General features: G+C 70.1%; 24 protein-coding genes. 8 read left to right on the forward strand and 16 right to left on the reverse strand.

What is annotated here, in order from left to right:
- Positions 1-82: 82 nt before the first annotated feature.
- Positions 83-1,291: a DUF349 domain-containing protein gene (locus tag ACFHVL_RS00155; RefSeq protein ID WP_416624434.1), complete on the forward strand. Its 1,209-nt coding sequence runs from the start codon at positions 83-85 to the stop codon at positions 1,289-1,291.
- Between the two features lie 583 nt (positions 1,292-1,874).
- Positions 1,875-3,245, forward strand: coding sequence for a cellulose binding domain-containing protein (locus ACFHVL_RS00160; protein ID WP_416624436.1), 1,371 nt, complete (start codon positions 1,875-1,877; stop codon positions 3,243-3,245).
- 56 nt (positions 3,246-3,301) lie between these two features.
- On the opposite strand, the gene miaB is transcribed toward ACFHVL_RS00160, so the two are convergent.
- Positions 3,302-4,801, reverse strand: a complete 1,500-nt coding sequence (gene miaB, locus ACFHVL_RS00165; protein ID WP_416624438.1) for a tRNA (N6-isopentenyl adenosine(37)-C2)-methylthiotransferase MiaB — start codon at positions 4,799-4,801, stop codon at positions 3,302-3,304.
- A 97-nt stretch (positions 4,802-4,898) separates the two neighbouring features.
- Complete coding sequence (locus ACFHVL_RS00170; RefSeq protein WP_416624439.1) at positions 4,899-5,399, reverse strand: hypothetical protein; 501 nt, start codon at positions 5,397-5,399, stop codon at positions 4,899-4,901.
- A 170-nt stretch (positions 5,400-5,569) separates the two neighbouring features.
- On the opposite strand from ACFHVL_RS00170, the gene ACFHVL_RS00175 reads away from it, so the two are divergent.
- The 4 genes from ACFHVL_RS00175 (at position 5,570) to ACFHVL_RS00190 (ending at position 9,211) form a co-directional block, all read left to right on the forward strand.
- Positions 5,570-6,316, forward strand: a complete 747-nt coding sequence (locus tag ACFHVL_RS00175; RefSeq protein WP_326554759.1) for an amino acid ABC transporter ATP-binding protein — start codon at positions 5,570-5,572, stop codon at positions 6,314-6,316.
- Positions 6,317-6,402: 86 nt separating this feature from the next.
- A complete protein-coding gene (locus tag ACFHVL_RS00180) occupies positions 6,403-7,293 on the forward strand; it encodes a glutamate ABC transporter substrate-binding protein (RefSeq protein ID WP_416624440.1) in 891 nt (296 codons plus the stop codon).
- 114 nt (positions 7,294-7,407) lie between these two features.
- Complete coding sequence (locus tag ACFHVL_RS00185; protein ID WP_416624442.1) at positions 7,408-8,115, forward strand: amino acid ABC transporter permease; 708 nt, start codon at positions 7,408-7,410, stop codon at positions 8,113-8,115.
- A 67-nt stretch (positions 8,116-8,182) separates the two neighbouring features.
- Complete coding sequence (locus ACFHVL_RS00190; RefSeq protein ID WP_416624703.1) at positions 8,183-9,211, forward strand: amino acid ABC transporter permease; 1,029 nt, start codon at positions 8,183-8,185, stop codon at positions 9,209-9,211.
- Between the two features lie 106 nt (positions 9,212-9,317).
- On the opposite strand, the gene rny is transcribed toward ACFHVL_RS00190, so the two are convergent.
- The 7 genes from rny to ACFHVL_RS00225 form a co-directional block, all read right to left on the reverse strand.
- Entirely contained in the window at positions 9,318-11,096 is a 1,779-nt protein-coding gene (rny, locus tag ACFHVL_RS00195) for a ribonuclease Y (RefSeq protein WP_416624444.1), read from the reverse strand.
- Between the two features lie 494 nt (positions 11,097-11,590).
- A complete protein-coding gene (locus ACFHVL_RS00200; RefSeq protein WP_416624446.1) occupies positions 11,591-12,325 on the reverse strand; it encodes a regulatory protein RecX in 735 nt (244 codons plus the stop codon).
- Positions 12,326-12,330: 5 nt separating this feature from the next.
- Positions 12,331-13,377: a recombinase RecA gene (recA, locus tag ACFHVL_RS00205; protein WP_416624447.1), complete on the reverse strand. Its 1,047-nt coding sequence runs from the start codon at positions 13,375-13,377 to the stop codon at positions 12,331-12,333.
- A 273-nt stretch (positions 13,378-13,650) separates the two neighbouring features.
- Positions 13,651-13,851 carry a DUF3046 domain-containing protein gene (locus tag ACFHVL_RS00210; protein ID WP_416624449.1) on the reverse strand — a complete coding sequence of 67 codons (201 nt, stop codon included), beginning with the start codon at positions 13,849-13,851 and terminating at the stop codon, positions 13,651-13,653.
- Between the two features lie 23 nt (positions 13,852-13,874).
- On the reverse strand, positions 13,875-15,269 hold the full coding sequence (locus tag ACFHVL_RS00215; RefSeq protein WP_416624451.1) for an MFS transporter: 1,395 nt from the start codon (positions 15,267-15,269) through the stop codon (positions 13,875-13,877).
- Positions 15,270-15,271: 2 nt separating this feature from the next.
- Positions 15,272-15,970 carry a UdgX family uracil-DNA binding protein gene (locus ACFHVL_RS00220; protein ID WP_416624452.1) on the reverse strand — a complete coding sequence of 233 codons (699 nt, stop codon included), beginning with the start codon at positions 15,968-15,970 and terminating at the stop codon, positions 15,272-15,274.
- A 90-nt stretch (positions 15,971-16,060) separates the two neighbouring features.
- Positions 16,061-17,410, reverse strand: a complete 1,350-nt coding sequence (locus ACFHVL_RS00225) for an aminotransferase class I/II-fold pyridoxal phosphate-dependent enzyme (RefSeq protein ID WP_416624454.1) — start codon at positions 17,408-17,410, stop codon at positions 16,061-16,063.
- Between the two features lie 38 nt (positions 17,411-17,448).
- Here ACFHVL_RS00225 and ACFHVL_RS00230 point away from each other — a divergent pair, with 38 nt between their 5' ends.
- Positions 17,449-18,135, forward strand: a complete 687-nt coding sequence (locus tag ACFHVL_RS00230; RefSeq protein WP_416624455.1) for a pyridoxamine 5'-phosphate oxidase family protein — start codon at positions 17,449-17,451, stop codon at positions 18,133-18,135.
- A gap of 44 nt (positions 18,136-18,179) precedes the next feature.
- Positions 18,180-18,854, forward strand: coding sequence for a leucine efflux protein LeuE (leuE, locus tag ACFHVL_RS00235; RefSeq protein WP_416624704.1), 675 nt, complete (start codon positions 18,180-18,182; stop codon positions 18,852-18,854).
- 10 nt (positions 18,855-18,864) lie between these two features.
- Here leuE and ACFHVL_RS00240 read toward each other — a convergent pair whose 3' ends face one another.
- The 7 genes from ACFHVL_RS00240 to ACFHVL_RS00270 form a co-directional block, all read right to left on the reverse strand.
- A complete protein-coding gene (locus ACFHVL_RS00240) occupies positions 18,865-19,929 on the reverse strand; it encodes a hemolysin family protein (protein WP_416624456.1) in 1,065 nt (354 codons plus the stop codon).
- Entirely contained in the window at positions 19,926-21,263 is a 1,338-nt protein-coding gene (locus ACFHVL_RS00245; protein ID WP_416624458.1) for a hemolysin family protein, read from the reverse strand. The genes ACFHVL_RS00240 and ACFHVL_RS00245 overlap by 4 nt, the downstream gene beginning before the upstream one ends.
- Positions 21,264-21,412: 149 nt before the next feature.
- Entirely contained in the window at positions 21,413-21,784 is a 372-nt protein-coding gene (gene mnhG, locus ACFHVL_RS00250; RefSeq protein ID WP_416624460.1) for a monovalent cation/H(+) antiporter subunit G, read from the reverse strand.
- The gene (locus ACFHVL_RS00255) at positions 21,781-22,074 is read right to left on the reverse strand and encodes a monovalent cation/H+ antiporter complex subunit F (RefSeq protein ID WP_326554773.1); all 294 of its coding nucleotides are present in this window, start codon (positions 22,072-22,074) and stop codon (positions 21,781-21,783) included. The genes mnhG and ACFHVL_RS00255 overlap by 4 nt, the downstream gene beginning before the upstream one ends.
- Positions 22,071-22,637 (reverse strand): Na+/H+ antiporter subunit E, encoded by a 567-nt coding sequence (locus ACFHVL_RS00260; protein WP_416624462.1) that lies wholly within the window; start codon positions 22,635-22,637, stop codon positions 22,071-22,073. The genes ACFHVL_RS00255 and ACFHVL_RS00260 overlap by 4 nt, the downstream gene beginning before the upstream one ends.
- Complete coding sequence (locus ACFHVL_RS00265) at positions 22,634-24,316, reverse strand: Na+/H+ antiporter subunit D (RefSeq protein WP_416624464.1); 1,683 nt, start codon at positions 24,314-24,316, stop codon at positions 22,634-22,636. Before ACFHVL_RS00265 ends, ACFHVL_RS00260 begins: the two co-directional genes overlap by 4 nt.
- Positions 24,313-24,792, reverse strand: coding sequence for a Na(+)/H(+) antiporter subunit C (locus ACFHVL_RS00270; RefSeq protein WP_416624466.1), 480 nt, complete (start codon positions 24,790-24,792; stop codon positions 24,313-24,315). Before ACFHVL_RS00270 ends, ACFHVL_RS00265 begins: the two co-directional genes overlap by 4 nt.
- Between the last annotated feature and the right edge of the window lies 1 nt (position 24,793).

A 24,793-nucleotide genomic window follows, 5' to 3' on the forward strand; every position in this document is an offset into this window, starting at 1 on the left:
CTTACCTGCAACCTAACTGCGCCGTGGCGGCGCCCATCGAGATCTCTCGATCTCGCGGCGCCGGGAGAACGAGGATGGGCACATGAGTGACTGGACTTCCTTCGGACGGGTTGATGCGGACGGCACGGTCTACGTCAAGACCGCCGAAGGAGAGCGCACGGTCGGGTCCTGGCAGGCCGGCGCGCCAGAGGAAGGCCTGGCACACTTCGCCCGCCGCTTCGCCGATCTGGTGACCGAGGTGGATCTGACAGAGGCCCGGATGCAATCCGGCGCCGCCGACGCGACCCATTCGCTCAGCACGATCCGGCGACTACGCGCGTCCCTCGCCGACGCCCATGTGGTCGGTGACCTCGACTCTCTCGCCGAGCGCCTGGACAAGCTGACCACCGTCGCCGAGGCGAAGGCGACCGAGGCGAAGGCGGCCCGCGAGACCGCCCGGGCCGAAGCACTGGTACGCAAGACCGCGCTGGTCGAGGAGGCCGAGAAACTCGCCGCAGAGTCCACCGGGTGGAAGACCGCCGGCGATCGTCTCAAGGAGATCCTCGACGAGTGGAAGACCATCCGAGGCGTCGACAAGAAGGCCGACGGGGAGCTGTGGAAGCGCTTCGCCGCCGCCCGCGACGGCTTCACCCGACGTCGGGGGGCTCACTTCGCGACGCTCGACGCCCAGCGCAAGGAGGCGCAGACCGCCAAGAGCGCGCTGCTCGCCGAGGCGGAACGGCTGGCCGAATCGACCGAGTGGGCCTCCACCGCGAACCGGCTTAAGGAGCTGATGACCGAGTGGAAGGCGGCTCCACGGGCGTCGAAGGAAGCCGAACAGAAGTTGTGGGAACGGTTCCGCGCCGCCCAGGACGCCTTCTTCACCCGCCGCAGCGAGGTCTTCTCGGCCCGCGACGTCGAGCAGCGCGACAATCTGGAACGCAAGCAGGCTCTGCTGACCGAGCTGGAAGCCGTCGACCTGAGCGCGGACCCACGTACCGCTCAGGCGAAGCTGCGCGAGGTGCAGGGTCAGTGGCACGACATCGGCCGGGTGCCACGGGAAGCGGCCGCCGGGCTGGACCGCCGGCTGCGGTCGGTCGAGGACCGGGTACGCGAGGCGATGGACTCGGCGTGGCGGCGTACCGAGCCGGCGGCGAATCCGTTGCTGGCCCAGATGCGTGAACAGGTCGCTGAGGCAGAGCAGCGGCTGGAGCGGGCCCGGGCGGCTGGTGACGCCAAGCGGATCCGCGAAGCGGAGAAGGCGCTCGCCGGCAAACGGCATTTCCTCACCCTCGCGGAGCAGGCCAGGTAGCACGTCGCGGCGTTGCGGCGGGCGCTGGCCAGGAACCCGGTCGACGCCGGCAGTCCGGAACAGTTCGGCGTCGGCGCCAGGTCGGTGCCGCAGCCGGTGCACGCGTCCGGTTCGACCCCGTTCCGTTCGTCGGGATTGTCGACCGACCTGACGGCGTTCTTCCCCGCCGCGCCACGCTGCTTTCCCAGCTTGTGGGCGGGCCCGTCGCTACCGGGCATGCCGGAGGTCTTCGGCGGTGGCCTCTTGAACGGGCTGTCCGACAGCGGCGATACGCCGCCCGCCAGAGGACCACGTTCTCTCAGGTACCGCCAGAAACGACGTGACTGTCCTACAGCTGACTATCCGGTCATATCGCGGCCCCGCGAAGGCCCTGGGCGGGCCGTCAACCGCCCGCCGCCCACAGCCCAAGCTTTGACATTTGCATGCATCTATGCTCTGCTGGGGAAAGCGCTTCCCCGCACCGTCCAGCGGGAGCCGTCCTGTCATTCCCGTGGCAGGATGCGCCGCCAGCACTACACGTTGGAGCCAACCGGGCTAGCTCCTTCCACGGCGACGCACCCGCCAATGCGTAAGGAGATCCTCAATGCACGCAGTACGGCGCCCCACCGCGCTGATCACCACTGCGATCGCGGCTGTCGCCCTGACCGGGGTCACGGTCGTCAGCGCAAGCACCGCCCACGCTGCCGCCGGATGCCGAGTCAACTACTCGGTTGCCTCCGAGTGGCCTGGTGGTTTCACCGGTAATGTCGTCCTCACCAATCTCGGCGACGCGATGTCGTCGTGGACCCTGCAATGGAGCTTCGGCGCCGGGCAGCAGGTCGTCCAGGCATGGAACTCCGAGATCTCGCAGAGCGGCAGCTCCGTGACCGCCCGCAACGCCAGCTACAACGGCAACCTCGGCACGAACGCCGCGGTGTCCTTTGGCTTCAACGGCTCCTGGAACAACTCGTCGAACCCGGCGCCGAGCAGCTTCAGCCTCAATGGAGTGACCTGCACCGGCGGCACAAGCCCCACCACGCCGCCCAACCCCACCACTCCACCGCCCAACCCCACCACACCACCACCCAACCCCACCACACCACCGCCGGGGCAGACGCCGACCGGCCTGGTCGGCTGGGCCACCCAGAACGGTGGCACCACCGGTGGTGGTAACGCCTCACCGACCACAGTCAGCAACTCGTCGGCGCTGTCCTCTGCCATCAGTGGGTCCGGCTCCGCTGTCATCCGGGTGTCCGGCACCATCTCCTGCTCCGGAATGTTGAACGTCGGCAGCAACAAGACCATCGTCGGCACCGGATCATCGGCCACCATCTCCGGCTGCGGATTCAACATCAGCAACCAGCGGAACGTGATCATCCGCAACATCAACTTCCGCAACTGGAATGACGACGCCGTCAACGTCCAGACCGAGTCGAAGAACATCTGGGTCGACCACAACAGCTTCACCAACGGCTACGACGGTGCCGTCGACATCAAGCGGGGCTCCGACTTCATCACCGTGTCGTGGAACCGCGTCTTCAACCACGGCAAGTCGATGCTACTTGGCCACTCCGACAACAACGGCAGCCAGGACCGAGGCCACCTGCGGGTCACCTACCACCACAACTGGTTTGACGCCTCCGGGTCCCGCCACCCACGGGTCCGCTTCGGCAACCCGGTCCATGTGTTCAACAACTACTACTACGACAACGACTACGGTGTCGCCTCCACCGAGGGCGCTGGCGTACTCGTCGAGGGCAACTACTTCGAGAAAGTCGACGACCCGACGCACGTCGGTTACGCCGCCTCGGGTCCCGGCACCCTGGTCGCCCGTAACAACCACTTTGTCGACTCCGGCAGCCCGGAGACCGCCGGCAGCGTGGCCAGCATCCCCTACTCCTACTCGCTGACCACCGCGAGCCAGGTGAAGTCGGTCGTCACCAACGGTGCCGGCACCGGCAAGATCGGCCTGTAACCCTCAGCCCGTCCACCGCCTCCCGGCCAGCCCGCCTGGCCGGGAGACGCGTGTTGTCAGCGGTCGCAGCCCGGTGCGGCAAGCCGTGCGGGTGGCGGCTCACCAACTGTCGGCAGGCCGAGGAGCACCCCACCCGTACGGGGTGCCTGTCCTGCCTCGTGGGCGTCGCCGGCCCTGGTCCGGCGATGCGCGACCGGCTCGGCGTCGGCGTTGAGATGATGCGGCGCGGCGTAGTCGATCACCGTCTCGACGATGTCACCCGGGCGGATCCGCCCGGCGAAGCCGCCGGCGGCGAAGTGCACCAGCCGCCCGTCCCGGGACCGCCCGGACAGCCGCCCGGTCCGGTCGTCCTTGCGTCCTTCGCCGACCGCCACCAGCACCTCGACGGTCTTGCCGAGCAGCCGACGGTTCTCCGCCCAGGTGATCTCCTCGAGGCAGGCGATCAGCCGGTCGTAGCGCTCCCGCACCACCGCCTTCGGCACCTGGCCGGGCATCTCGGCGGCCGGGGTACCGGGCCGGATGGAGTACTGGAACGTGAACGCCGAGGAGAACCGGGCCGCCCGGACCACGTCCAGGGTGCGTTCGAAGTCGTCATCGGTCTCCCCCGGGAAACCGACGATGATGTCGGTGGTGATCGCCGCATCCGGCATCGCGTCGCGAACCTTGTCGATGATGCCGAGATAGCGCTCGGCCCGGTAGGAGCGCCGCATCGCCCGCAGCACGGTGTCCGACCCCGACTGCAGCGGCATGTGCAGCGAATGGCAGACGTTCGGGGTTTCCGCCATCGCGGCGATCACGTCGTCGGTGAAGTCCTTCGGGTGCGGGCTGGTGAACCGGACCCGTTCCAAACCGTCGATGCCGCCGCAGGCGCGCAGCAGCTTGCCGAAAGCGAGGCGGTCGCCGAATTCGACGCCGTAGGAATTGACGTTCTGGCCGAGCAGGGTCACCTCCAGCACACCCTCGTCGACCAGCGCCCGCACCTCGGCGAGCACGTCACCGGGGCGACGGTCCTTCTCCCGGCCACGCAGCGCGGGCACGATGCAGAAGGTGCAGGTGTTGTTGCAGCCGACGGAGATCGACACCCAGCCGGCGTAGGTCGACTCCCGGCGGGCCGGCAGCGTGGAGGGAAAGACCTCCAGCGATTCGAGGATCTCCACCTCGGCGGCGGCGTTGTGCCGGGCGCGGTCGAGCAACGCGGGCAACGCGCCGATGTTGTGGGTGCCGAACACGACATCCACCCAGGGTGCCCGGCGGACGATCTCGCTTCGGTCCTTCTGCGCCAGGCAGCCACCGACCGCGATCTGCATCTGCGGATGTTTCTGCTTGGCCGGACGCAGTTGGCCGAGGTTGCCGTACAGCCGGTTGTCGGCATTTTCCCGCACGGCGCAGGTATTGAAGACCACGACGTCCGGATCGTCGGACTCCCCCACCCGGAGGTATCCGGCCGCCTCCAGCAGCCCGGAGATCCGTTCGGAGTCGTGCACGTTCATCTGACAGCCGTAGGTGCGCACCTGATAGGTACGCGAGTGGCGGGCGTGTGCTGCGCTGGTAGTCATGACACGAGACAGCGTAGCCGGCAGCCGCCGGACGCCGGCAGCCTCGGGTGGTGCCCGCTCGGCACCGGCGGACCCGGCCCGGCGGATGCCGACGCTCTCAGGCGGCGCGGCGGGCTGGCACCACCGAATCCGGTCCCCAGCGCGACGCGCCGCAGGACACCCCGTTGTGGCAGCCGGGGTCGGCGAGGCTGCACAACCGCAGGTTGGCCCGGCGGTCCCCGTAGCTGGTCGGCTCGATGTCCAGGTGCACCGGGCGCAGTGTGCCGTCCGGGGACACCAGCAGGTGCCGGCCGGGGTCGAGGGTGTCGTCCGGCAGTACGCACCGGCGCCGCACCCGCCGGGCGAACGCGGCGAGGACCAGGGTCTCCGGCAGTTCCGCCGGCACGGCGTAGCAGTCGACGCCGACCGGGAACTCGCCGGCTCCCTGCCACACGTCGCAGAGCACCGCGCCGTCGGGGAACTGCTCGGCCGGCACGGTGTCCAGGGCGACCACCGGCCGGCCGAGGATCGACGCGAGGGTGGCTCGGACCTGACCGGGGACAAGTGGTCCATCAGTGGACCAGTTCCACAGCGCGGCGCGAAACGGTGCAATCGCCATACGATCATGTTGCCGGCACCGTCGCCGCTACGCGGGGTGTGTTACCGCTCCGTGACCATTTGAGTTGCCTTCCGACACATTGCCCCGCCTAAAGTGGCGGGACAGACGTGAGGTGGCCTCGGCCGACCGTTGACCCAGGGACGGTGCATGGACAGGGACGGTGCTTGACGGTGACGACCAGTGAACCTCTGATCGTGCTCAGTGGGGTGAACAAGTGGTTCGGCCCACTTCACGTGCTCGACGACGTCGACCTCTCCGTCGACCGTGGTGAGGTCGTCGTGGTGATCGGCCCCTCGGGGTCCGGCAAGTCCACTCTGTGCCGCGCGATCAACCGGCTGGAGCCGATCAACTCGGGCACCATCGTGTTCGACGGGCAGCCGCTGCCGGCCGAGGGCCGGGCGCTGGCCCGGCTGCGCAGCGAGGTCGGCATGGTGTTCCAGTCGTTCAACCTCTTCGCGCACAAGACCATTCTGGAGAACGTCGCGCTCGGCCCGATCAAGGTGCGCCGGGAGAAGCCCGCAGCGGTGCGGGAACGAGCCCTGCAGCTGCTCGACCGGGTGGGGATCGCCAACCAGGCGGACAAGTTCCCCGCGCAGCTCTCCGGCGGCCAGCAGCAACGCGCGGCGATCGCCCGGGCGTTGGCGATGCAGCCGAAGGCGATGTTGTTCGACGAGCCGACCAGCGCGCTCGACCCGGAGATGGTCGGTGAGGTGCTCGACGTGATGACGTCGCTCGCCGCCGAGGGCATGACGATGGTCGTCGTCACCCACGAGATGGGTTTCGCCCGGCACGCGGCGAACCGGGTGATCTTCATGGCCGACGGCCAGCTCGTCGAGGACGCCCCGCCGGCCGAGTTCTTCGCCAATCCCCGCAGCGACCGGGCCAAGGACTTCCTGTCGAAGATCCTGACCCACTGACCTTTTCTCACAAACCTGATATTTCATCCATCGTGGAGTCGACCGCGATCCGGCCGGCTTCCCAACGTAGAGGAGATCACTGAGCAATGCGTATCTCACGCATGGCGGCGGTAGCCGCAGCGGCCGCACTGGCGCTGTCCATGGCGGCGTGTGGCGACAACGGGGACGACACCGGCGGTGAGAACCCCGACGTGGTGGAGAGCCCGACCTTCGAGGCCGGCACGACCATGGCCGAGCTGAGCGAGGCTGGCAAGCTCGTGGTCGGCACCAAGTTCGACCAGCCCGGCTTCGGCCTGCAGGGCCTCGACGGCACGCCCGCCGGTTTCGACGTCGAGATCGCCAAGCTGATCGCGGGCGAGCTCGGCATCGCCGCCGACGACATCGAGTACGTCGAGGCTCGCTCCGCGGTCCGCGAGGAACTCCTCGAGCAGGACCGGGTCGACATCGTGGTGGCCACCTACACGATCAACCCGACCCGCAAGGAGCGGATCGACTTCGCCGGCCCGTACTACGTCGCGGGCCAGCACATCATGGTGCGCGCCGACGACGACTCGATCACCGGGCCGGAGTCGTTCGAGGCCGGCGACAAGAAGGTCTGCTCGGTGCAGGGCTCCACCCCGGCGGAGAACATCCAGGAGTACCTGGCGAACGCCGGTGAGCAACTGGTGCTCTTCGACATCTACGACAAGTGCGTCGACGCGCTGCGCGGCGGCCAGGTCGACGCGGTCACCACGGACAACGTGATCCTGCTCGGCTTCATCGCCTCCAACGAGGGCGAGTTCAAGCTCACCGGTGAGCAGTTCACCGAGGAGCCGTACGGCATCGGGGTCAAGAAGGGTGACGACGCGTTCCGCGACTTCATCAACGACACCCTGGAGAAGATCTACGAGAACGGCGCCTACGCGCAGGCGTGGGAGTCCACCGCGGGTGAGTTCGACGACAACACCCCGACCGGCCCGGCGGTCGACCGCTACTGACCTTCGAGGTCGCATCTGATCGAGCACGGCCGGCCCGGTGCCTTCCAGCTCCGGGCCGGCCGGTCGGCACCGGCCGGTCGTCCCGGCGGATGGTTCGCAAGAAGGGTCTTTCGTGTGAGAGTGCTCGTCGACCACTTCGACGTGTTCGTCGGAGGTTTCTGGCTCACCCTCCAGCTGTGCGTGCTGTCCGCGACCGGTGCCCTGCTGATCGGCACGTTCATCGCGATCCTGCGGATCTCGCCGGTGCCACCACTGCGGTGGCTCGGCGGGGCGTACGTGACGATCTTCCGCAACGTGCCGCTGACCATCGTGATGTTCTTCTCGGCCTTCGGGCTGCCGGCGCTCGGCTCCAACGCCGACTTCCTGCGGATCCCCGGCCTGTCGTCGATCTTCAGCCGGCTCGGCATCGACCTGCCGTACTTCCGGTTCGCGGTGATCGCGTTGAGCGTCTACACCGGAGCCTTCGTCTGTGAGGCTATCCGCAGCGGCATCAACGCGGTCTCTCCCGGTCAGGCGGAGGCCGCCCGCGCGATCGGCCTCACCTTCACCCAGAATCTGCGGTACGTGGTGCTCCCCCAGGCATGGAAGGCCGCGATCGTCCCGCTGGGCAGCGTCATCATCGCGATGATCAAGAACTCGGCGCTCGCCGGCTTCTTCGGGGTGGTCGGTGACCTGTCGAACTCGGCCCAGAACCTGACCAGCGCCCTGGGCGAGCCGATCATCCCGGTCTTCGTCGGCATCTCGATCGGCTTCCTGATCATGACCGTGCCGTTGGGCATGCTGTTGGACCGGGTCGAGGGCCGCCGGGCGGTGGCCCGGTGAGCACAGCCGACGGGTCCGGCCCCGTAGCCGCGAACCAGGGATCGGGCACCGCGAACGAAGGGTTGGCATCGTGAGCCAGCAGAGTGTGCTGTACGACGCCCCCGGCCCACGGGCGCGGCGGGTCACCCTGATCGTCAGCGTGCTGTCGGCGGTCGCCGCCGCGGCTGCCGGCTACTTCTTCGTCTACCGGCCACTGGCCGCACGTGACCAGTTCACGATGGCCAAGTGGGGTCCGCTGATCGACCCCGGTGACGACGTGTTCGGCCAGGTGTGGGCGCTGCTCGGCGACGGCATCGCCGCCACCCTGATCGCCGCCGGCCTGGCGATCGTGTCGTCGCTGCTGTTCGGCACCGCGCTGGCGATCCTGCGGATTCAGCTCAAGGCGCTGATGCGCCGCCGGTTCGTCGGTCTGGCCACGCCGCTGGCCATCGGAGTGCGGGCGCTGAGCTGGGTGTTGAACGCGGTGACCCGCTTCTGCGTCGAGGTGTTCCGTGGGCTGCCGGTGGTCATCACCATCTTCTTCGTGGCCCGTGGACTGCCCGAACTCGGTCTCGAGGTCACACTGCCGTTCGGCCACGAGATGCTGCCGTACCTGGTGCTGGGCCTGACGATCTACAACGGCGTCGTCCTCGGTGAGATCGTTCGTTCCGGCATGGAGGGTCTGCCCTCCGGGCAGCGGGAGGCCGCCGCTGCGATCGGGCTGACGTCGTTCCAGACCACCCGGATGATCCTGCTGCCGCAGGCGTTCCGGATCATGCTGCCGGCGCTGATCAGTCAGCTGATCGTGGTGCTCAAGGACACCTCGCTGGGCTTCATCATCGGCTACCAGGAAACGTTGCTGGTCGGCCGGACGATCATCCAGAACCTGCGCAACCCGATCCAGGTCTACATCGTGATCGGGGTGCTCTTCATCGCGGTGAACTACGCCCTGTCGCGGCTCGCCGAGTTCGCGCAACGGATGCTGGCCCGGGGCCGGCGCTCCGGCCAGCTTCCGCCGGCCGCCCCACCGGCGTCGACGTTGGTCGGTCCGCAGCCGTCTGTGAGCGGCGGCCCCGGTGCCGGTGCCGGCGCCGGTACGACCGCACCCACACCCTGACCCCTCCGACGATCTTGCAGTCATCGAGAGCGTTCGTCTGAACTGTCCGTCGAGGGGCAAGATCGCTGCGTGCGGCGGCGGGTTGGGTCAGCGGATCCGGACGGGTTCAGCGGGCGATTTCGGTGACCCGGGACTCGCGGACCACGGTGACCCGGATCTGCCCCGGGTAGGTGAGCTCTTCCTCGATCTGCTTGGCCACGTCCCGGGCGAGCACCGCCGCACCGATGTCGTCGACGTCGTCCGGCTTGACCATCACCCGGATCTCCCGGCCGGCCTGCATGGCGAAGACCTTGTCGACGCCGATCTTGCCGGCGGCGATCTCCTCGATCCGCTCCAGCCGCTTGACGTACGCCTCCAGGCTCTCCCGCCGCGCGCCGGGACGCCCACCGGAGCAGGCGTCGGATGCCTGGGTGAGCACGGCCTCGACGGTCTGCGGGGGCACCTCGTTGTGATGGGCCTCGATGGCGTGCACGATGTCCTCGGCCTCGCCGTACTTGCGGGCGACGTCGGCTCCGATGATCGCGTGGCTGCCCTCCACCTCGTGGGTGAGCGCCTTGCCGATGTCGTGCAGGAACGCGCACCGCTTGATCAAAGCGACGTCCAGGCGCAGCTCGGCCGCCATCACCCCGGCGATGTGTGCCGTCTCGACCAGGTGCTTGAGCACGTTCTGGCCGTACGAGGTCCGGTAGCGCAGCCGGCCGAGCAGGGCGACCAGCTCCGGGTGGATCTCGGTGATCCCGACATCGACGAGCGCGTCCTCGGCCGCGCGGTGACACAGCTGCTCGACTTCCTGCCGGGCGGTCTCGAACACCTCTTCGATGCGGTGCGGGTGGATCCGCCCGTCGAGTACCAGCTTCTCCAGGGTGAGCCGGCCGACCTCCCGGCGGACCGGGTCGAAGCAGGACAGCAGGACCGCTTCGGGAGTGTCGTCGATGATCAGGTTGACGCCGGTCACCGATTCGAAGGCCCGGATGTTGCGACCCTCGCGGCCGATGATCCGGCCCTTCATCTCGTCGCCGGGCAGGTGCAGCACGCTGACCACGCTCTCGGCGGTCTGTTCGCTGGCCACCCGCTGGATCGCGTCCACCACGATGTGCCGGGCCCGTTGGTCGGCGGTGTTGCGTGCGTCGGCCTCGATGTCGCGTACCAGGATCGCGGCTTCCCGTTTGGCCTGGTTCTCAATCGCCTCGACGAGCTCACCGCGGGCCGCCTCCGTGGTGAGCCCGGCCACCCGCTCAAGCTCCCGCCGCCAGCGTTCCTCGGCGGCGGCGAGGTCCGCCTCCCGCGCGGCCAGTGCCGCCTTGCGCTCGGCGAGTTCGGCGGCGGTGGCGCTCAACCGGCGGTCCCGCTCGGCGATCCGGTCGGCCTCCTCGGTGTGCTGCCGTTCCCGCTCGTCCATCCGCTGGCTGCGCCGGTCCAGCTCGACGGACTGCTCCTTGACCGTCCGGGACAGCATCGCGATCTCCCGTTCGCCGCTGCGGCGGGCGGCGGACCGGACCTGCTCTGCCTCGGCCTCGGCCTGTCGGTGCGCGCGTTCCAGCACGGTGTCCGCCTCGGCACGGGCCGCGTCGAGAACCCGGCGGGCCTCGGCGCGGGCGGCGGTCGCCTCGGCCTTGGCTGCGGCAGCGTCGGTCCGGGCGGCGGCAGCGGCGGTCTTGGCCTGCTCGACGGCGCTGGTGGCCTCGTCGGCGGCGGTACGCAGCGCGGCGAGGGACTGCTCGTGGCGGTCCCGGGCGGCGACGAACGCGGGGTCGTCCTCGGCCGGGGGTGGCGGACCGGGCGGCGTCAGCCGGCGCAAGGTACGGGCGCCGACGACGAGCCCGGCGGACACCGCGCCGACGAGTACGACGACGGCGGCGAACAGCCCCCACTCCAGCCCGGTCATGCCGATGCTCCGGACACGCCGGCACTCACGTGCCCCGCCGGGTCCCTGTGCTGCGCCATGACCGCCTCCAGTCCGCCGTCGACCCGTCCGGAGGCCCGTCGCTCCGGCCGGCCACGGCTATGGGAACGCCCGACCGTGGCGGCTGACCATCGACCAGACGGCACCCTCGCGGTGCCTCGTGACAGCGGCGTGGTGCCGCCGTCGCATGCCATGGCCACCGGACCGGCCTGTCCGGTGGCGACGTATCTGGCTACTCAGCTGCTGCGAAGTGATGTCGTACTGTTATGAGATCTATATTGTGCGGTTAGCCTACGACGGATCGGTTGTTCGTCTGTAACGCGAGGCTAGGTCGCGAGGGGCCGTTCGGTCAAGAACTCATGATCGAACCCATGGCGGAACTCAGGGCAGCCACGCGCTCACTGCCAGCTTGCCACGCTCAGGACGCAGCAGGATGAGTCGGAAATTTGGCACATCCTGCGGTGGAGTACATCTCGTCAGGTGGGCCAGCCACGCCCGGCATCCGGGTCGGGCAGGTCGCCGATCAACCCGTCTTCCTCCACCAACTCGGTGAATTCCGCAGCCTCGGTGGAGTGTGCGGCGAGCGCCTCCCGCACCACCGGCACCGCGACGCCCGCCGAGTAGCCCTTGCGGGCCAACATCGCGACCAGACGCCGGAAGAGCGCCGCCGGCTCCCCTCGGGCGGTACGCAGTTTACGGTTGACCAGCTCCTCGGCGGTGGCCAGCTCGGTCTGCTCGTCCAGCCCGTCGAGAGCGTCCCGGGCGGTCTCAGGATCGACTCCGCGTTGGCGCAGCTCGACGGCGAGGCTGCGCCGGGCGAGGCCGCGACCGTGATGCCGGCTGGACACCCAGGCCCGGGCGAACGCCGCGTCGTCGATCATCCCCACCTCGTCGTACCGGTCCAGCACCGACCGGGTTGTCTCCTCCGAGATGCCACGACGACGCAACGCGGCGGCCAACTCGGCCCGGGTCCGCGGTCGTGCCGCGAGTTGACGCAGACAGATGTCGCGCGCCCGCTGAGCCTCGTCGATCTCCTGGCCGCCGGCCACCGTGCCACGGCCGGCGGAGCGTGGCACCGGTCCAGCGGTGCCGGCCAACTCGGCCGGCTGTCCGTCAGGGTCGTCCTGCTGCCCGATGTGGGACGTGCGTGGACGGGGCGGAGCCGCATCCCAGCCCCGCCCCGTCCACGCACCTCGACGCCGCCCTGCCATCTGGATCAGAAGTCGACCGGCGGCAGCTCGGGCCCACCGGCTTCGTCCGCGCCGAGCACCCCGACACCCAGCTTCTCCAGGATCTTCTTCTCGATCTCGGCGGCCACGTCCGGGTTCTCCCGCAGGAACTCGCGCGCCTTCTCCTTACCCTGGCCGAGCTGGTCGCCCTCGTAGGTGTACCAGGCGCCGGACTTACGGATGATCGACTGCTCGACGCCGACGTCGATCAGCGAGCCCTCCCGGGAGATGCCCTTGCCGTACATGATGTCGAACTCGGCCTGCTTGAACGGCGCGGAGACCTTGTTCTTGACGACCTTGACCCGGGTCCGGTTGCCGACGACGTCGGTGCCGTCCTTGAGGCTCTCGATCCGGCGTACGTCCAGCCGCACCGAGGCGTAGAACTTCAGCGCCCGGCCACCGGTGGTCGTCTCCGGCGAGCCGAACATCACACCGATCTTCTCCCGGAGCTGGTTGATGAAGATCGCCGTGGTGCCGGTGGTGCTCAGCACACCGGTGATCTTACGCAGTGCCTGACTCATCAGCCGGGCCTGCAGGCCGACGTGGCTGTCGCCCATCTCGCCCTCGATCTCGGCGCGCGGCACCAGCGCGGCGACCGAGTCGATGACGACGACGTCCAACGCTCCGGACCGGATCAGCATGTCGGCGATCTCCAGCGCCTGCTCACCGGTGTCGGGCTGGGAGACCAGCATCGCGTCGGTGTCCACGCCGAGTGCCTTGGCGTACTCCGGGTCGAGCGCGTGCTCGGCGTCGATGAACGCCGCGATGCCGCCGGCGCGTTGGGCGTTCGCCACCGCGTGCAGCGCGACCGTGGTCTTGCCGCTGCTCTCCGGTCCGTAGATCTCGACCACCCGGCCCCGGGGCAGCCCGCCGATACCCAGGGCCACGTCGAGGGCGATGGACCCGGTCGGGATCACCGCGGTCTGGATCACCGGCCGATCGCCCAGCCGCATCACCGAGCCCTTGCCGAACTGTTTGTCGATCTGAGCCAGCGCCAGATCGAGCGCCTTTTCCTTGTCAGGCACTGCCGCCATTGCTGCCACCCCTACGTTTGCCGACTTTCCAGGCGTCCTGGCCGAGCTTCTCGTCACACGGCCACGCTAGGCGCTGGGTCCGACAGAAAACAGCCGACTGGCCGCAGCCTGTGGACGAGCACCACTGGGTGGACAATAGCCGAACAGATGTACGACTGGAGCGGGGACACGCCAACCAGATTTCCACCGCAGAGCCATCAAGCAATTGCACAGCGTCGCAATTTTACGTGCCGCTTCCAGGCAACAACTTTCAGTGAGCGACGCCGGACCGGTTCAGCGCAATCGGGCTGGCACCCGATCCGGATAGGCGGCGCAGACAGCACGCCAGACCACCACGGTCTGCTCGCCCGCCGCCAACGCCTGGGCGATGGTCCGACCGCCCAACTGGGCCAGCACCTGGTCCACAGCGATACTGCGGGCGTACGCCGGACCGAAGACCTCGTCCAACCGTCCCCAGAAGTCCGTCAACCGCATTCCGACCTTTCCCTCCTACGACGTCAGCCGTCCACCGAATTGGTCACTGTGGACACCGGACCGGCCGGTACCGGGCCCGCCGGGGCGGGTGCCGACGTCGGACGCAGCGCCAGACCCAGCAGCGGCACCGTCGCCAACGCCGCGAGCACGGTCAGCACGCCGAAACCAGCGACACCGACGATGACGCCGCTGACCGCTCCCGCCGCCGCGCCGGCCAGACCCATGATCAGATCGGACAGACCCTGCACCGACGGACGGACGTCGACCGGCACCGACTCCGACAACAGCGTCGATCCGGCCACCATCGTGCCCGACCAGCCGAGGCCGAGCAGCACCAGGCCGACCGACAGCCGTGGCGCGTCGTGGCCGGCGGTGCCCGCGACCACGCACGCGGCGACCAGCAAGCCGACCCCGCCGAGGATCACCGGGCGCCGACCGGCCCGGTCGGTCAGCCAGCCGACCACCGGCGCGAACGCGTACATGCCGGCGATGTGCAGACTCAGCACCAGCCCGACGATCCGCAACAGGTCGTCGCCGGCGTGCGCCGAGCCGAGATGCACCGGCGTCATCGCCATCACCCCGACCATCACCAGGTGACCGACCGCGACAGCGGCGATACCGAGTCGCGCGGCCGGTTGGATGGCGACGACCGCGAGCGCCGGCCGCAGACCGCGGGCAGCCCGCGCCGGTGGGTGGCCGGCGGCACCGGCCGGGGCCACCGGCAGGGTGCGACCGGCATCGGCGGCTGAGGCCTGCCGCGGTACGACGACGGCGAGTCGCCGGGCGGTCAGCAACGGGTCCGGGCGGAGTAACACCAGTACCAGCAGCCCGGCGATCAGGAACGCCACCGTGCTGACGACGAACGGACCGGACAGCGGTGGCAGTCCGAAGCCACCGGCCGACCGGTCCGCCGCCGACGCGAGGTTCGGCGCGGTGACCGCACCGATCGTCGTCGCCCACACCACCAGGGACAGTTGGCGACCCCGGCGGTGCGGCTCGGCCAGGTCGACGGCCGCGTACCGGGCCTGCAGCCCGGCCGTACTGGCCCCGCCGAAGAGCAACATGCCGACGAAGAGCAGCGGCACCCAGCGCAGCGCGGTGGCGGCGACCACCAGCACCCCACCGAGCGCACCGACCAGGTAGGCCAGCACCAGACCGGGACGGCGGCCGTACTGGTTCATGATCCGGACGACCGGTACGGCGAGCAGTGCCCCGCCGACCACCGCCGCGCTCTGCGCCAGACCGGAGACGGTAACCCCGCCGAGGTCGGCGGCGAGCAGCCCGCCCACCGAGATCCCGATGGTTACCCCGATGCCGCCGATCACCTGGGTACCGGACAGCAGTCGCAGCGTGCGTCGCTGGATGCGGGCGGTGTCGCCGACCGGCGTGGCCGGTGCCGGCGGCGGCGTGGTCGACACGGTCACACCCGTCCTGCCGGTAGGGCGCCACGTGGGCTGGCGCGGATCAGTCTGCTGGCGACGCCGAGGTCGGCCACCAGGCCACGGTAGGCGGTCTCCTGATCGTCGGCCCGCAACACCGCGGACGGGTGGATGGTCGCCACCAGTTGGGCCGAGCCGGCCGGGAAATCCTCCGCCCGCGGCGCCGAGTCGGGCCACGGCATCGGTACGCCACGCGACCGGGTCACCCGGAACCCCGGACCCAGCAGGGCCTGACCGGCGGTCGCACCGAGCACCACGACGACCTCCGGCCGCAACATCGCGAACTCCGCCACCAGCCAGGGCCGGCAGGCGGCGATGTGCATCCGGTCGGGTGTCTGGTGGATGCGGCGGCCGCCCCGTAGCTGGAAACGAAAGTGTTTCACGGCGTTGGTCAGGTAGATCTGGTCGACCGGGATCGCGGCGTCGTCGACCGCCCGGCGTAGCAGCCGGCCGGCCGGGCCGACGAACGGTAGCCCGTGCCGGTCCTCGACGTCACCGGGCTGCTCGCCCACCATCACCACCCGGGCGGCGGCGTCGCCCCGACCGAACACCACCTGACTGGCGTCGGAATGAAGCTCGCACCCCTGACATCGGGCGGCGCCGGCGCGCAGGTCGGCGAGGCCGGTGGCGTCGGTGGGCACGAAGGGCTGTGCGCCGGGGCTGGTCTCGTCTGCGGTCACCGGTCATTCTTACCGGTAGGCCCGCCGAGGGCCGACGGCAAGGGGCGGGCCGGGTCGGCGCGGTCCACCGGCGCGGTCCACCGGCGCGGTTCACCGACCGGTGCCGACCCGCCGCGGCGGGCGGCTCGCGTCGCGGACCGCCACTGCCAGCTGCGGGATCGTCGAGTCGTCCAGCTGGCTGACGGTGATCCGGATACCCGGCGCGCTGCGCAGCCGGTGCCGCGCGCCGGCCGAGACGGTGTAGCCGCCTGCCTGCAGCGCGGTCACCACGTGGAGTTCGTCGGCGACCGGGACCCAGATGTTGAGTCCGCTGTCGCCGTGGCTGGTCACCCCGTACCGGTCGAGTGCGGCCCGCAGTGACTCCCGCCGGCGCCGGTACTCGATGCCGGCGTCCTTCACCGCCGCGGTGACGGCCGGGTCCCGCCACAGCTCGCTGAGCAGGCGTTGCAGCACGGTCGAGACCCAGCCGGAGCCGATCCGCATCCGGCCGGCGACCCGGCTGACCGTGGCCGGGTCCCCGGCCAGCACCGCCACCCGCAGGTCGGGACCGTAGGGCTTGCTCGCGGAGCGGACGAAGGCCCATCGGGCGCTGGCGCCGGCGAGCACCTGCGGCGGGGTGTCCGACAGCTCCGCCGCGTGGTCGTCCTCGATGAGCAGGACGTCGGGGCCGGTTCGCAGGACCCGGCGCAGGGCGGCGGCCCGCCGTGCGCCCAGGATCGCCCCGGTCGGATTCTGGGCACGGGTGGTCACGACGACGGCGGCCACACCGGCGGCGAGCGCGGCCCGCAGCCCGTCCTCGGTGGGTCCGTCGTCGTCGACCGGCATCGGCACCGCGGTGAGGCCGAGGGCGGCGACCAGGTCGAGCAGATTGGCCCAGCCCGGATCCTCGATCGCCACCCGGTCCCCTGGGCTCAGCTGGCAGGTGAGCAGTCGTTCGATGCCGTCGAGGGCGCCGCTGGTGACGGTCAGCGCGCCGGACGGCAGTCCATCCGCCGTGAGCCGGTCGGTGGCGAGTTCGACGAGTTCAGGAAGTGGTCCGGCGTCGGCGTAGCTGGTCGCGGGTTCACCAGCGGCCAGCCGGCCGGCGACCGAGGTGAGATGCCGGGCCAGGGGTGGTAGGAGCGTGGGATCGGGTTCGCCGGTGGACAGGTCGAGTCCGCCGGGCGGCGGTGGGACGACGGGGACGGATCGGGTGCCGGCCACCGGCGGTCGGGGGCGGATCCGGGTACCCCGGCGCCCGTCGGTGTCGACGATGCCTCGTTGACGCAGCATCTGGTACGCCCGGGCCACCGTGGCCGGGCTGACCCCGAGCGTCGCGGCGAGGGTCCGGACGGCCGGCAAACCGGCACCGGGCACCAGGTTCGCGGTACGGACCGCCGCCTCGACGCTGGCGGAGATCTCACTGGCGGTCGCCCCAGTGGGCTGATAATGTTCTGCCACAATTTATAAATTGTACTACTACAAAATTTGGAGCTGCCGTGTACCCCCGTTCCGCCCGGACCACGGCCGCCCGCGACCGCGGCCGGATCGGCTATCAACGGGCCGACGCCCACCAGATCCTCGACGAGGCGTACCACTGCTGCCTGACGTTCGTCGTCGACGGCGAGCCCCGGGCGCTGCCCACCCTGCACGTACGCATCGGCGACGAGCTCTACCTGCACGGTTCGACCGGCAGCACCCCGCTGCTGGCCGCCCGCCACCCCGACGGTCTGCCGGTCTGCGTGGTGGTCACCATCCTCGACGGACTGGTCTACGCCCGGTCCCAGTTCCACCACAGCGCCAACTACCGGTCCGTCATCGTGCACGGCACCGCCCGGCTGGTCACCGAAGCACCCGACAAGCGCCGGGTGCTCGACGCCCTGGTCGACAAGGTCGGCAGTGGCCGGGCGGCCGACAGCCGGCCCCCCACCCGGCGGGAACTCGCCGAGACCGCGGTGCTCGCCGTCGCGCTGACCGAGGTGTCGGTCAAATGCCGAGCCGGTGGGCCGGGCGACGACCCGGCCGACCTGGCGCTACCGCACTGGGCGGGCGTCGTACCGCTGCGCACCGTCGCCGGGCCGCCGCAGCCCGCGCCCGAGGTACGGAGCGCGCCCCCCGACTACCTGGCCACCGTCGCACGGACCCCGTCCGGCGGGCATCCACATGGTGCCCGAACGCACACGTGACCAGCGACAAAACCGCTCGCCCGAAAGCCGGCCGCCGGGTGAGGATGATCGCCATGCTGGGCATCACCGACATCTGGACCTACATCCTCGGCACCGTGGCGATCATCCTGCTGCCCGGACCGAACTCGCTGTTCGTCCTGTCCACCGCCGCGCGACGCGGCGTACGGCAGGGCTACCGGGCCGCCAGCGGCGTGTTCCTCGGTGACACCGTCCTGATGGTGCTGTCCGCTGCCGGGGTCGCCTCGCTGCTCAAGACCCATCCCGCGCTCTTCGCAGTGATCAAGTACGCGGGTGCGGCGTACCTCGGCTATGTCGGATTCACCATGCTGCGTGGTGCCTGGCGGCGCTGGCGGCTACGCGACGACCCGGCCGCGCCCCGGCTGGTCGACACCGCAGAACCGGCAACGGTGCGGCATCCGTTCCGCAAGGCCACGGTGATCAGCCTGCTCAACCCGAAGGCGATCCTGTTCTTCGTGTCGTTCTTCATCCAGTTCGTCGACCCGGCGTATCCGTACCCGGTGCTGTCGTTCCTGCTGCTCGGTCTGATCGCCCAAGCGTTCAGCGTGATCTACCTGACCGTACTGATTTTCACTGGAACGTACCTGTCGATGCAGTTCCGCCAACGTAGGCGGCTGGCCGCCACGATCACCAGCGGGATCGGCGCGTTGTTCCTCGGCTTCAGCCTCAAGCTCGCCACCGCCAGCGCCGGCGCGGCCTGACCGGCGCCGTTCACCGCAGCCGGCGGCCCCGGGCAGCGGTGTCGGTCTCGTCGTCGAACTCGCCGATGACCTCCTCCAGCAGGTCCTCCAGTGCCACGAAGCCCACCGGCTGCTGTGCGCCGGCGCCGTTGGTGACCAACGCCAACTGCACCTGGTCGGCGCGCATCGCCGCCACCGCCTCGGTGACCGTGGCGGTGGCGGGCAGGACGAACGGCCGGGCCATCAACGCCTCCGCCGTCGGCGCACCGCCCCGGGTGTTGGCCAGCACCGCGTCCCGGACGTGCACGACGCCGATCAGCTCACCAGCATCGCCCCGGACCACCAGCCGCGACCGGCCGCTGACCCGGGACAGTTCCTCGACCCGGTCGGCGGTGTCCGTCCTGGCGACCACGACCACCTGGTCGACCGGCTGCATGACGTCGCGCACCATGGTGCGCTCCAGCTGGAGCATCTTGGCCAGCAGCTCGTGCTGGTCCGGCGGTAACAGGCCATGCTCACGCGACTGTTCCAGCAGGATCCGCAACTCGTCCGGGCCGTGCACCTGGGCGAGCTGGTCCTGCGGCTCGACCCGGACAACCCGCAACATGGCGTTGGCGATCGCGTTGAGGCCGAACAGGACCGGCCGGGACACCCGGGCGAACGCCCGGAACGGCAGAGCCAGTAGCAACGCCGAGCGTTCCGGATGGGTGATCGCCCACGACTTCGGCGCCATCTCCCCCACCACCAGGTGCAGCAGGACGACCAGGGCGAGGGCGAACAGGAAGGCGATCAGGTGGCTGGCGGCGTACGGCAGCCCCGCCGACTCCAGCCACGGGGCGACGAGCCGCTCCACCGCCGGCTCGGCGAGCGCGCCCAGACCCAGGGTGCAGACCGTGATACCCAGCTGCGCCCCGGCCAGCATCAGCGACAACTCGCGGGAGCCGTCGACCGCCGCCCGGGCGGCCCGCGAGCCAGCCGCCGCAGCCTGCTCCAGCCGGTAACGTTTGCTGGCCACCAGGGCGAACTCGGCGGCCACGAAGAAGCCGTTCAACGCCAGCAGCACCACCGAGGTCAGCAGCGCCCACCCGGTGCTCACCCGATGACCTCCATCCGGACCGAGTCCGGCACGTGCCGGTCGACGGAGAGCACGTGCAGCACCGCCCGCGCGCCGGCGGGGTGACTGTTGCCGGTCGTCGTCTCGTCGAGGCTGATCGAGATCTGGTCACCGACGGCGGGCACCCGCCCCAGTTCACGCATGACCAGACCGGACAGCGTGTCGTACTCCGGCGCGGTCGGCAGCCCGACGCCGGTCGTGTCGGCGACCTCGTCGATGCGCCACCGGGCCGGCACCAGCCAGGAACCGTCCGGCTGGCGGACCGGAGTCGGCTCCTCCGGATCGTCCTCGTCGCGGATCGGGCCGACCAGTTCCTCGGCGATATCCTCCAGGCTGATCACGCCGGCGAACCCGCCGTACTCGTCGACCACACAGGCGAGCTGACGATGCCCCTTGCGCAGCCGGTCCAGCACCGCCGGCAGCGGCAGGGTCTCCGGGACCAGCAGCGGCGGCACCAGCACCGCCGCGACGGTCGTCGCGGCCCGCTGTGCCGGCGCTACCGTGAGCACGTCGGCGATGCTGGCGATACCGACCACGTCGTCGACGCCGTCCGACCCGTACACCGGGAACCGCGAATGGCCGGTCTCCAGCAGCTCGACGAGTTCGGTGACAGGTGCGTCGACCCGCACCGTGTGCACGTCGACCCGGGGCACCATCGCCTCCCCGGCGGTCAACTGACGAAAGTGCAGGCCCCGGTCGAGCAGGGTGGACAGCACCGAGTCGAGGTGCCCCTCCTGGCGCGACGCGGCGATGATCTGGCCGAGGTCCTCGGCGGTTGCGCCGCTGGGCAGCTCCTCGATCGGATCGACGCCGATCCGCCGTAGCAGCCGGTTCGCCGCGATGTCGAACAACCTGATCAGCGGCCCGGCGACGGCGAGGTAGAGCAGCGTCGAGCGGCTCAGCGCCCGCGCGAGTACCTCGGCCCGGGCCAGGGCCAGGTTCTTCGGGGCCAGCTCCCCGAGGACCATCTGCACCACGGTGGAGATGACCAGGGCAAGGGCGACGGAGACGGTCAGGCTCGCGGCCGCCGGGACGCCGATGTCGCCGAGCAGCTCGGACAGGCCGGCCCCGAGGTACGGCTCGGCCACGTAGCCGACCAGCAGGGCCGTCACGGTGATGCCGAGCTGGGCGCCGGAGAGCATGAACGACAGTCGGCTGGTCACCCGCAGTGCCCGGATGGCCGCTGCGTCACCCTGCTCGGCCATGCTGCGCAACCTGCCGCGATCGACGGCGACGTAACCGAACTCCTGGGCGACGAAGTAGCCTGTCGCCACGGTGAGCACAACGATCAGTAGCAGACCGACGGCTATCAGCACGGCAGGCTCAGCGCTCCGGTGACCGGCGACGAGGTGACAGGCAGCCGGGGCTCACCCGGCTGGCTACTGCCGCCCTCCCGGGCAGAAGCGTCGGTCATTGCCGGATTATATAGCCGCCGGCCACCGGGGACCGGTTCGCGCGGTGCCGGTCATCGATCGGATCGCGGCCGTTCGGCGACCGGGCGCTCCGTGCCCATCCCGACCGCCTCATCGGTGATCAACAAGTCCCGCCGGACCAGGTCGGCACGGTAGGCCGCCCGGCCGATCATATGTGCCGCCACCGGTGCGGTCGCCATCTGGAAGATCGCCACCAGCAGCAGGGTCGCCAACTCGGTCCCGCTGGACAACCGCAGCGCCACCCCGGCGAGGACCAGCAGCAGCCCGAGCACCTGCGGCTTGGTCGCCGCGTGTATCCGCGAGGCGACGTCGGGAAACCGGAGCAGACCGATGCTGGCGGCCAGGCTGAGCAGGGCTCCGCCGACCAGCAAGACACCGGACAGCGCGTCGGTCACAGCAGTCACTTTTCCTTCCCCCGTTCCGCCGCGGCCGTCGCGGGTGATCGGGCGGCCACGAACCGGACGATGCTCACCGAGCCCACGAAGCCCAGCAGCGACAGCACGACCAGCACCGGCAATGTCGTGGCGTGCCGGTTCACCGCCGCCTCGGCGGCGATACCGCCGACGAGGATCGCGATCAGTACCTCGGTGGCCACCACCCGGTCCAGCAGGGAGGGGCCACGAATGATCCGTCCGACGGCCAGCAGGGCCGCCGTACCCAACAGGACACCCACGACGACGCCGACGGCGGTCATCGGACCGTGGCCTGTCGCGGTGCCGGGACATCGAGTTGACGCACCTCATCGGCCGAGCCGATCGCGCGTACGATCCTGGCCTCCAACGCGAGCACCTTCTCCCTGGCCCGCTCGACCCCACCCTGATCGGTCACGTCGAGTACGTGGATGTAGAGCGTGCCGGTCGCCGCGTCGGCCTCGACGATGAGGCTCCCCGGGAGTAGCGACAGCGCCTCACCGGTGAGGGTCATGTTGAGGTCGGTGCGGACCCGCAGCCGGACCGCGATCACCGCGCTGCGCGGGGTGTGTCCGAACCGGACCGCCGCCCACGCCACCTGCGCGCTCGCGGCGAACAGGTCGACCACGAACCGGCCGAGGAACCGCAGCACCGCCAGCGGTCGGATCCGGCCCTCGAACGCCACCGGCGGCAGCGGAAAGACCGTGATGACCACCAATGCGACCAACGCGCCGCCGATCAGGTTGCCGACCGAGAACTGCCCGTAGAACAGGTTCCAGAGCACCACCAGCACGGCGGCCGCGATGAGTTGGCTGCGCCACCGCGCGGCCTTGGAGACGGGACTCATGGGGCTCCCTGCGGAAAGACCGCTTCGATGTACGGCGTGCGGTCGACCAGGTTGGCCGCCGCCTCGGTGCTGATGTCGAACAGCGGTCCGGCCAGCACCATCAGGGCCAGCCCGATCACCACCAACGCGGTGGTCGCGCCGACCAGCAGGGGTGGCATCGGCTCCACCGCCCCCGGTCCGCCCGCCGCCAGCGGGGTGGAGTCCGAGTCGGTGGACGGAACCCGCGCCGCGGTGGACGGGCGCGGCGGGGCCAGGGGCGTGGGCCCGGCCGGGCCGGCGTCCGATGCTGCCGGCGACACCGGACCTGGCGGGGGTGTCGAGCCGGCCAGCACCGGCTCGAGCTCCCCGTGGCCGGCGTCCGGAGCGGTCTTGCGCCAGAACGCGAGGTTCCACACCCGGGTCACCGCGTACAAGGTCAGCAGGCTGGTCAGCGTGCTGCCGGCGACCACCGTCCAGGCGAGTGGGCTGCCGTCGGCGACGCCGGCCTGCAGCAGGCCCAGCTTGCCCAGGAAGCCGGAGAACGGTGGAATCCCGGCCAGATTCAACGCCGGCAGGAAGAACAGCACGGCCAACAGTGGTGCAGCCCGGGCCAACCCGCCGAGTCGTTCCAGGTTGGTGCTGCCACCCCGGCGTTCCACCAGACCGGTCGCGAGGAACAACGTGGTCTGGATGGTGATGTGGTGCACCACGTAGAAGATCGCCGCGGCCAGCCCGGCGGCGGTGCCGAGCGCGATCCCGAACAGCATGTAGCCGATGTGGCTGACCAGGGTGAACGACAGCAGCCGTTTGATGTCCGACTGGGCGACCGCACCGAGGATACCGACCACCATGGTGAGCAGCGCGACGATCAGCAGCATGTCCTGGGTCCGGCCGCCGGGGAACAGCAACGTCTCGGTCCGGATGACCGCGTACACGCCGACCTTGGTCAGCAGCCCGGCGAAGACGGCAGTCACCGGCGCCGGCGCGGTCGGATAGCTGTCCGGCAGCCAGGCAGACAACGGGAACACGGCAGCTTTGATGCCGAACGCGAGCAGCAGCATCAACTGCAGCACCAGCCGCAGACCGTCGGGGAGTCCGTCGAGCCGCTCGGCCAACTGGGCAAGGTTGACCGTGCCCGTCGCCGCGTAGATCAGACCGATCGCGGCCAGGAAGATCACCGACGACAGGATGCTGACCACCACGTATGTCGTACCGGCCCGGATCCGCACCTCGGTGCCGCCCAGGGTGAGCAGCACGAAGCTGGCGCCGAGCAGGATCTCGAAGCTCACGTAGAGGTTGAACAGATCCCCGGAGAGAAACGCGTTGGTCACCCCGGCGGTCAGGATCAGGTACGTGGGGTGGTAGATCGCCACCGGCGTGCTCTCCCGGCCGTCTGCCCGGCCTTCGCCGATGGAGTAGAGCAGCACGCACAGCGTCACGGCGGTGGAGACGACCAGCAGCAGGGTGGCGAGCTGGTCGGCGACCAGCACGATGCCCAGCGGCGCCGGCCAGCCGCCCACCAGCACCACCTGCGGACCGTCACGGTGGGCGATGACCAGCAGGGCCAGCGCGACACCGAAGGTGACGGTGAGCGCGGCGACGCTGGTGGTCCGCTGGGCCCGTGGATGGCGGGCCAGCACCAGGGTGATGCCGGCACCGAGCAACGGCAGGATCACCGGCAATGGCACCAGTGCGCTCACTTGCCGCTCCCTTCGAGGTCGCCGGCGCGGGCCGGTGCGGTACGCGGCGCACTTATCGCGTCGACGGGGTCGCCGTCGCCGTCGCCGTCGTCGTCGTCCTCGGCGTTCGGCCCCTGGTCGGCGATGGCGCGCGCGACGATGAGCCGGTCCTCGAGGTCGTCCTGGACCTCGTCGTGGCCGAAGAGCAACCAGCTGCGGTACGCCATGGCGAGCAGGAAGGCGGTGAGCCCGAGAGTGATCACGATGGCGGTGAGGATCAGCGCCTGCGGCAACGGGTCACTCATCTCCTCCCGCGCGGTGACCTCGTCGATCGGCGCGCCGCCGGACCTGCCGCCGAGCAGGATCAGCAGGTTGGCCCCGTTGCCGAGCAGAATCACGCCGAGCACCACCCGGGTGAGACTGCGTTCCAGCAGCAGGGTCACCCCCGTCGCGAAGAGCACCCCGACGACGAGGACAAGTACCAGGTTGGGCGGCACG

The sequence above is a fragment of the Micromonospora sp. LOL_023 genome, assembly GCF_048060115.1.
Taxonomy (GTDB): domain Bacteria; phylum Actinomycetota; class Actinomycetes; order Mycobacteriales; family Micromonosporaceae; genus Micromonospora_E.

Coding starts and splice junctions, on each gene's coding strand:
- ACFHVL_RS00155 (WP_416624434.1), top strand. CDS start 83: ATGAGTGACTGGACTTCCTTCGGACGGGTTGATGCGGACGGCACGGTC.
- ACFHVL_RS00160 (WP_416624436.1), top strand. CDS start 1,875: ATGCACGCAGTACGGCGCCCCACCGCGCTGATCACCACTGCGATCGCG.
- miaB (WP_416624438.1), bottom strand. CDS start 4,801: ATGACTACCAGCGCAGCACACGCCCGCCACTCGCGTACCTATCAGGTG.
- ACFHVL_RS00170 (WP_416624439.1), bottom strand. CDS start 5,399: ATGGCGATTGCACCGTTTCGCGCCGCGCTGTGGAACTGGTCCACTGAT.
- ACFHVL_RS00180 (WP_416624440.1), top strand. CDS start 6,403: ATGCGTATCTCACGCATGGCGGCGGTAGCCGCAGCGGCCGCACTGGCG.
- rny (WP_416624444.1), bottom strand. CDS start 11,096: ATGACCGGGCTGGAGTGGGGGCTGTTCGCCGCCGTCGTCGTACTCGTC.
- ACFHVL_RS00200 (WP_416624446.1), bottom strand. CDS start 12,325: ATGGCAGGGCGGCGTCGAGGTGCGTGGACGGGGCGGGGCTGGGATGCG.
- recA (WP_416624447.1), bottom strand. CDS start 13,377: ATGGCGGCAGTGCCTGACAAGGAAAAGGCGCTCGATCTGGCGCTGGCT.
- ACFHVL_RS00210 (WP_416624449.1), bottom strand. CDS start 13,851: ATGCGGTTGACGGACTTCTGGGGACGGTTGGACGAGGTCTTCGGTCCG.
- leuE (WP_416624704.1), top strand. CDS start 18,180: ATGATCGCCATGCTGGGCATCACCGACATCTGGACCTACATCCTCGGC.
- ACFHVL_RS00255 (WP_326554773.1), bottom strand. CDS start 22,074: ATGACCGCCGTCGGCGTCGTCGTGGGTGTCCTGTTGGGTACGGCGGCC.
- ACFHVL_RS00260 (WP_416624462.1), bottom strand. CDS start 22,637: ATGAGTCCCGTCTCCAAGGCCGCGCGGTGGCGCAGCCAACTCATCGCG.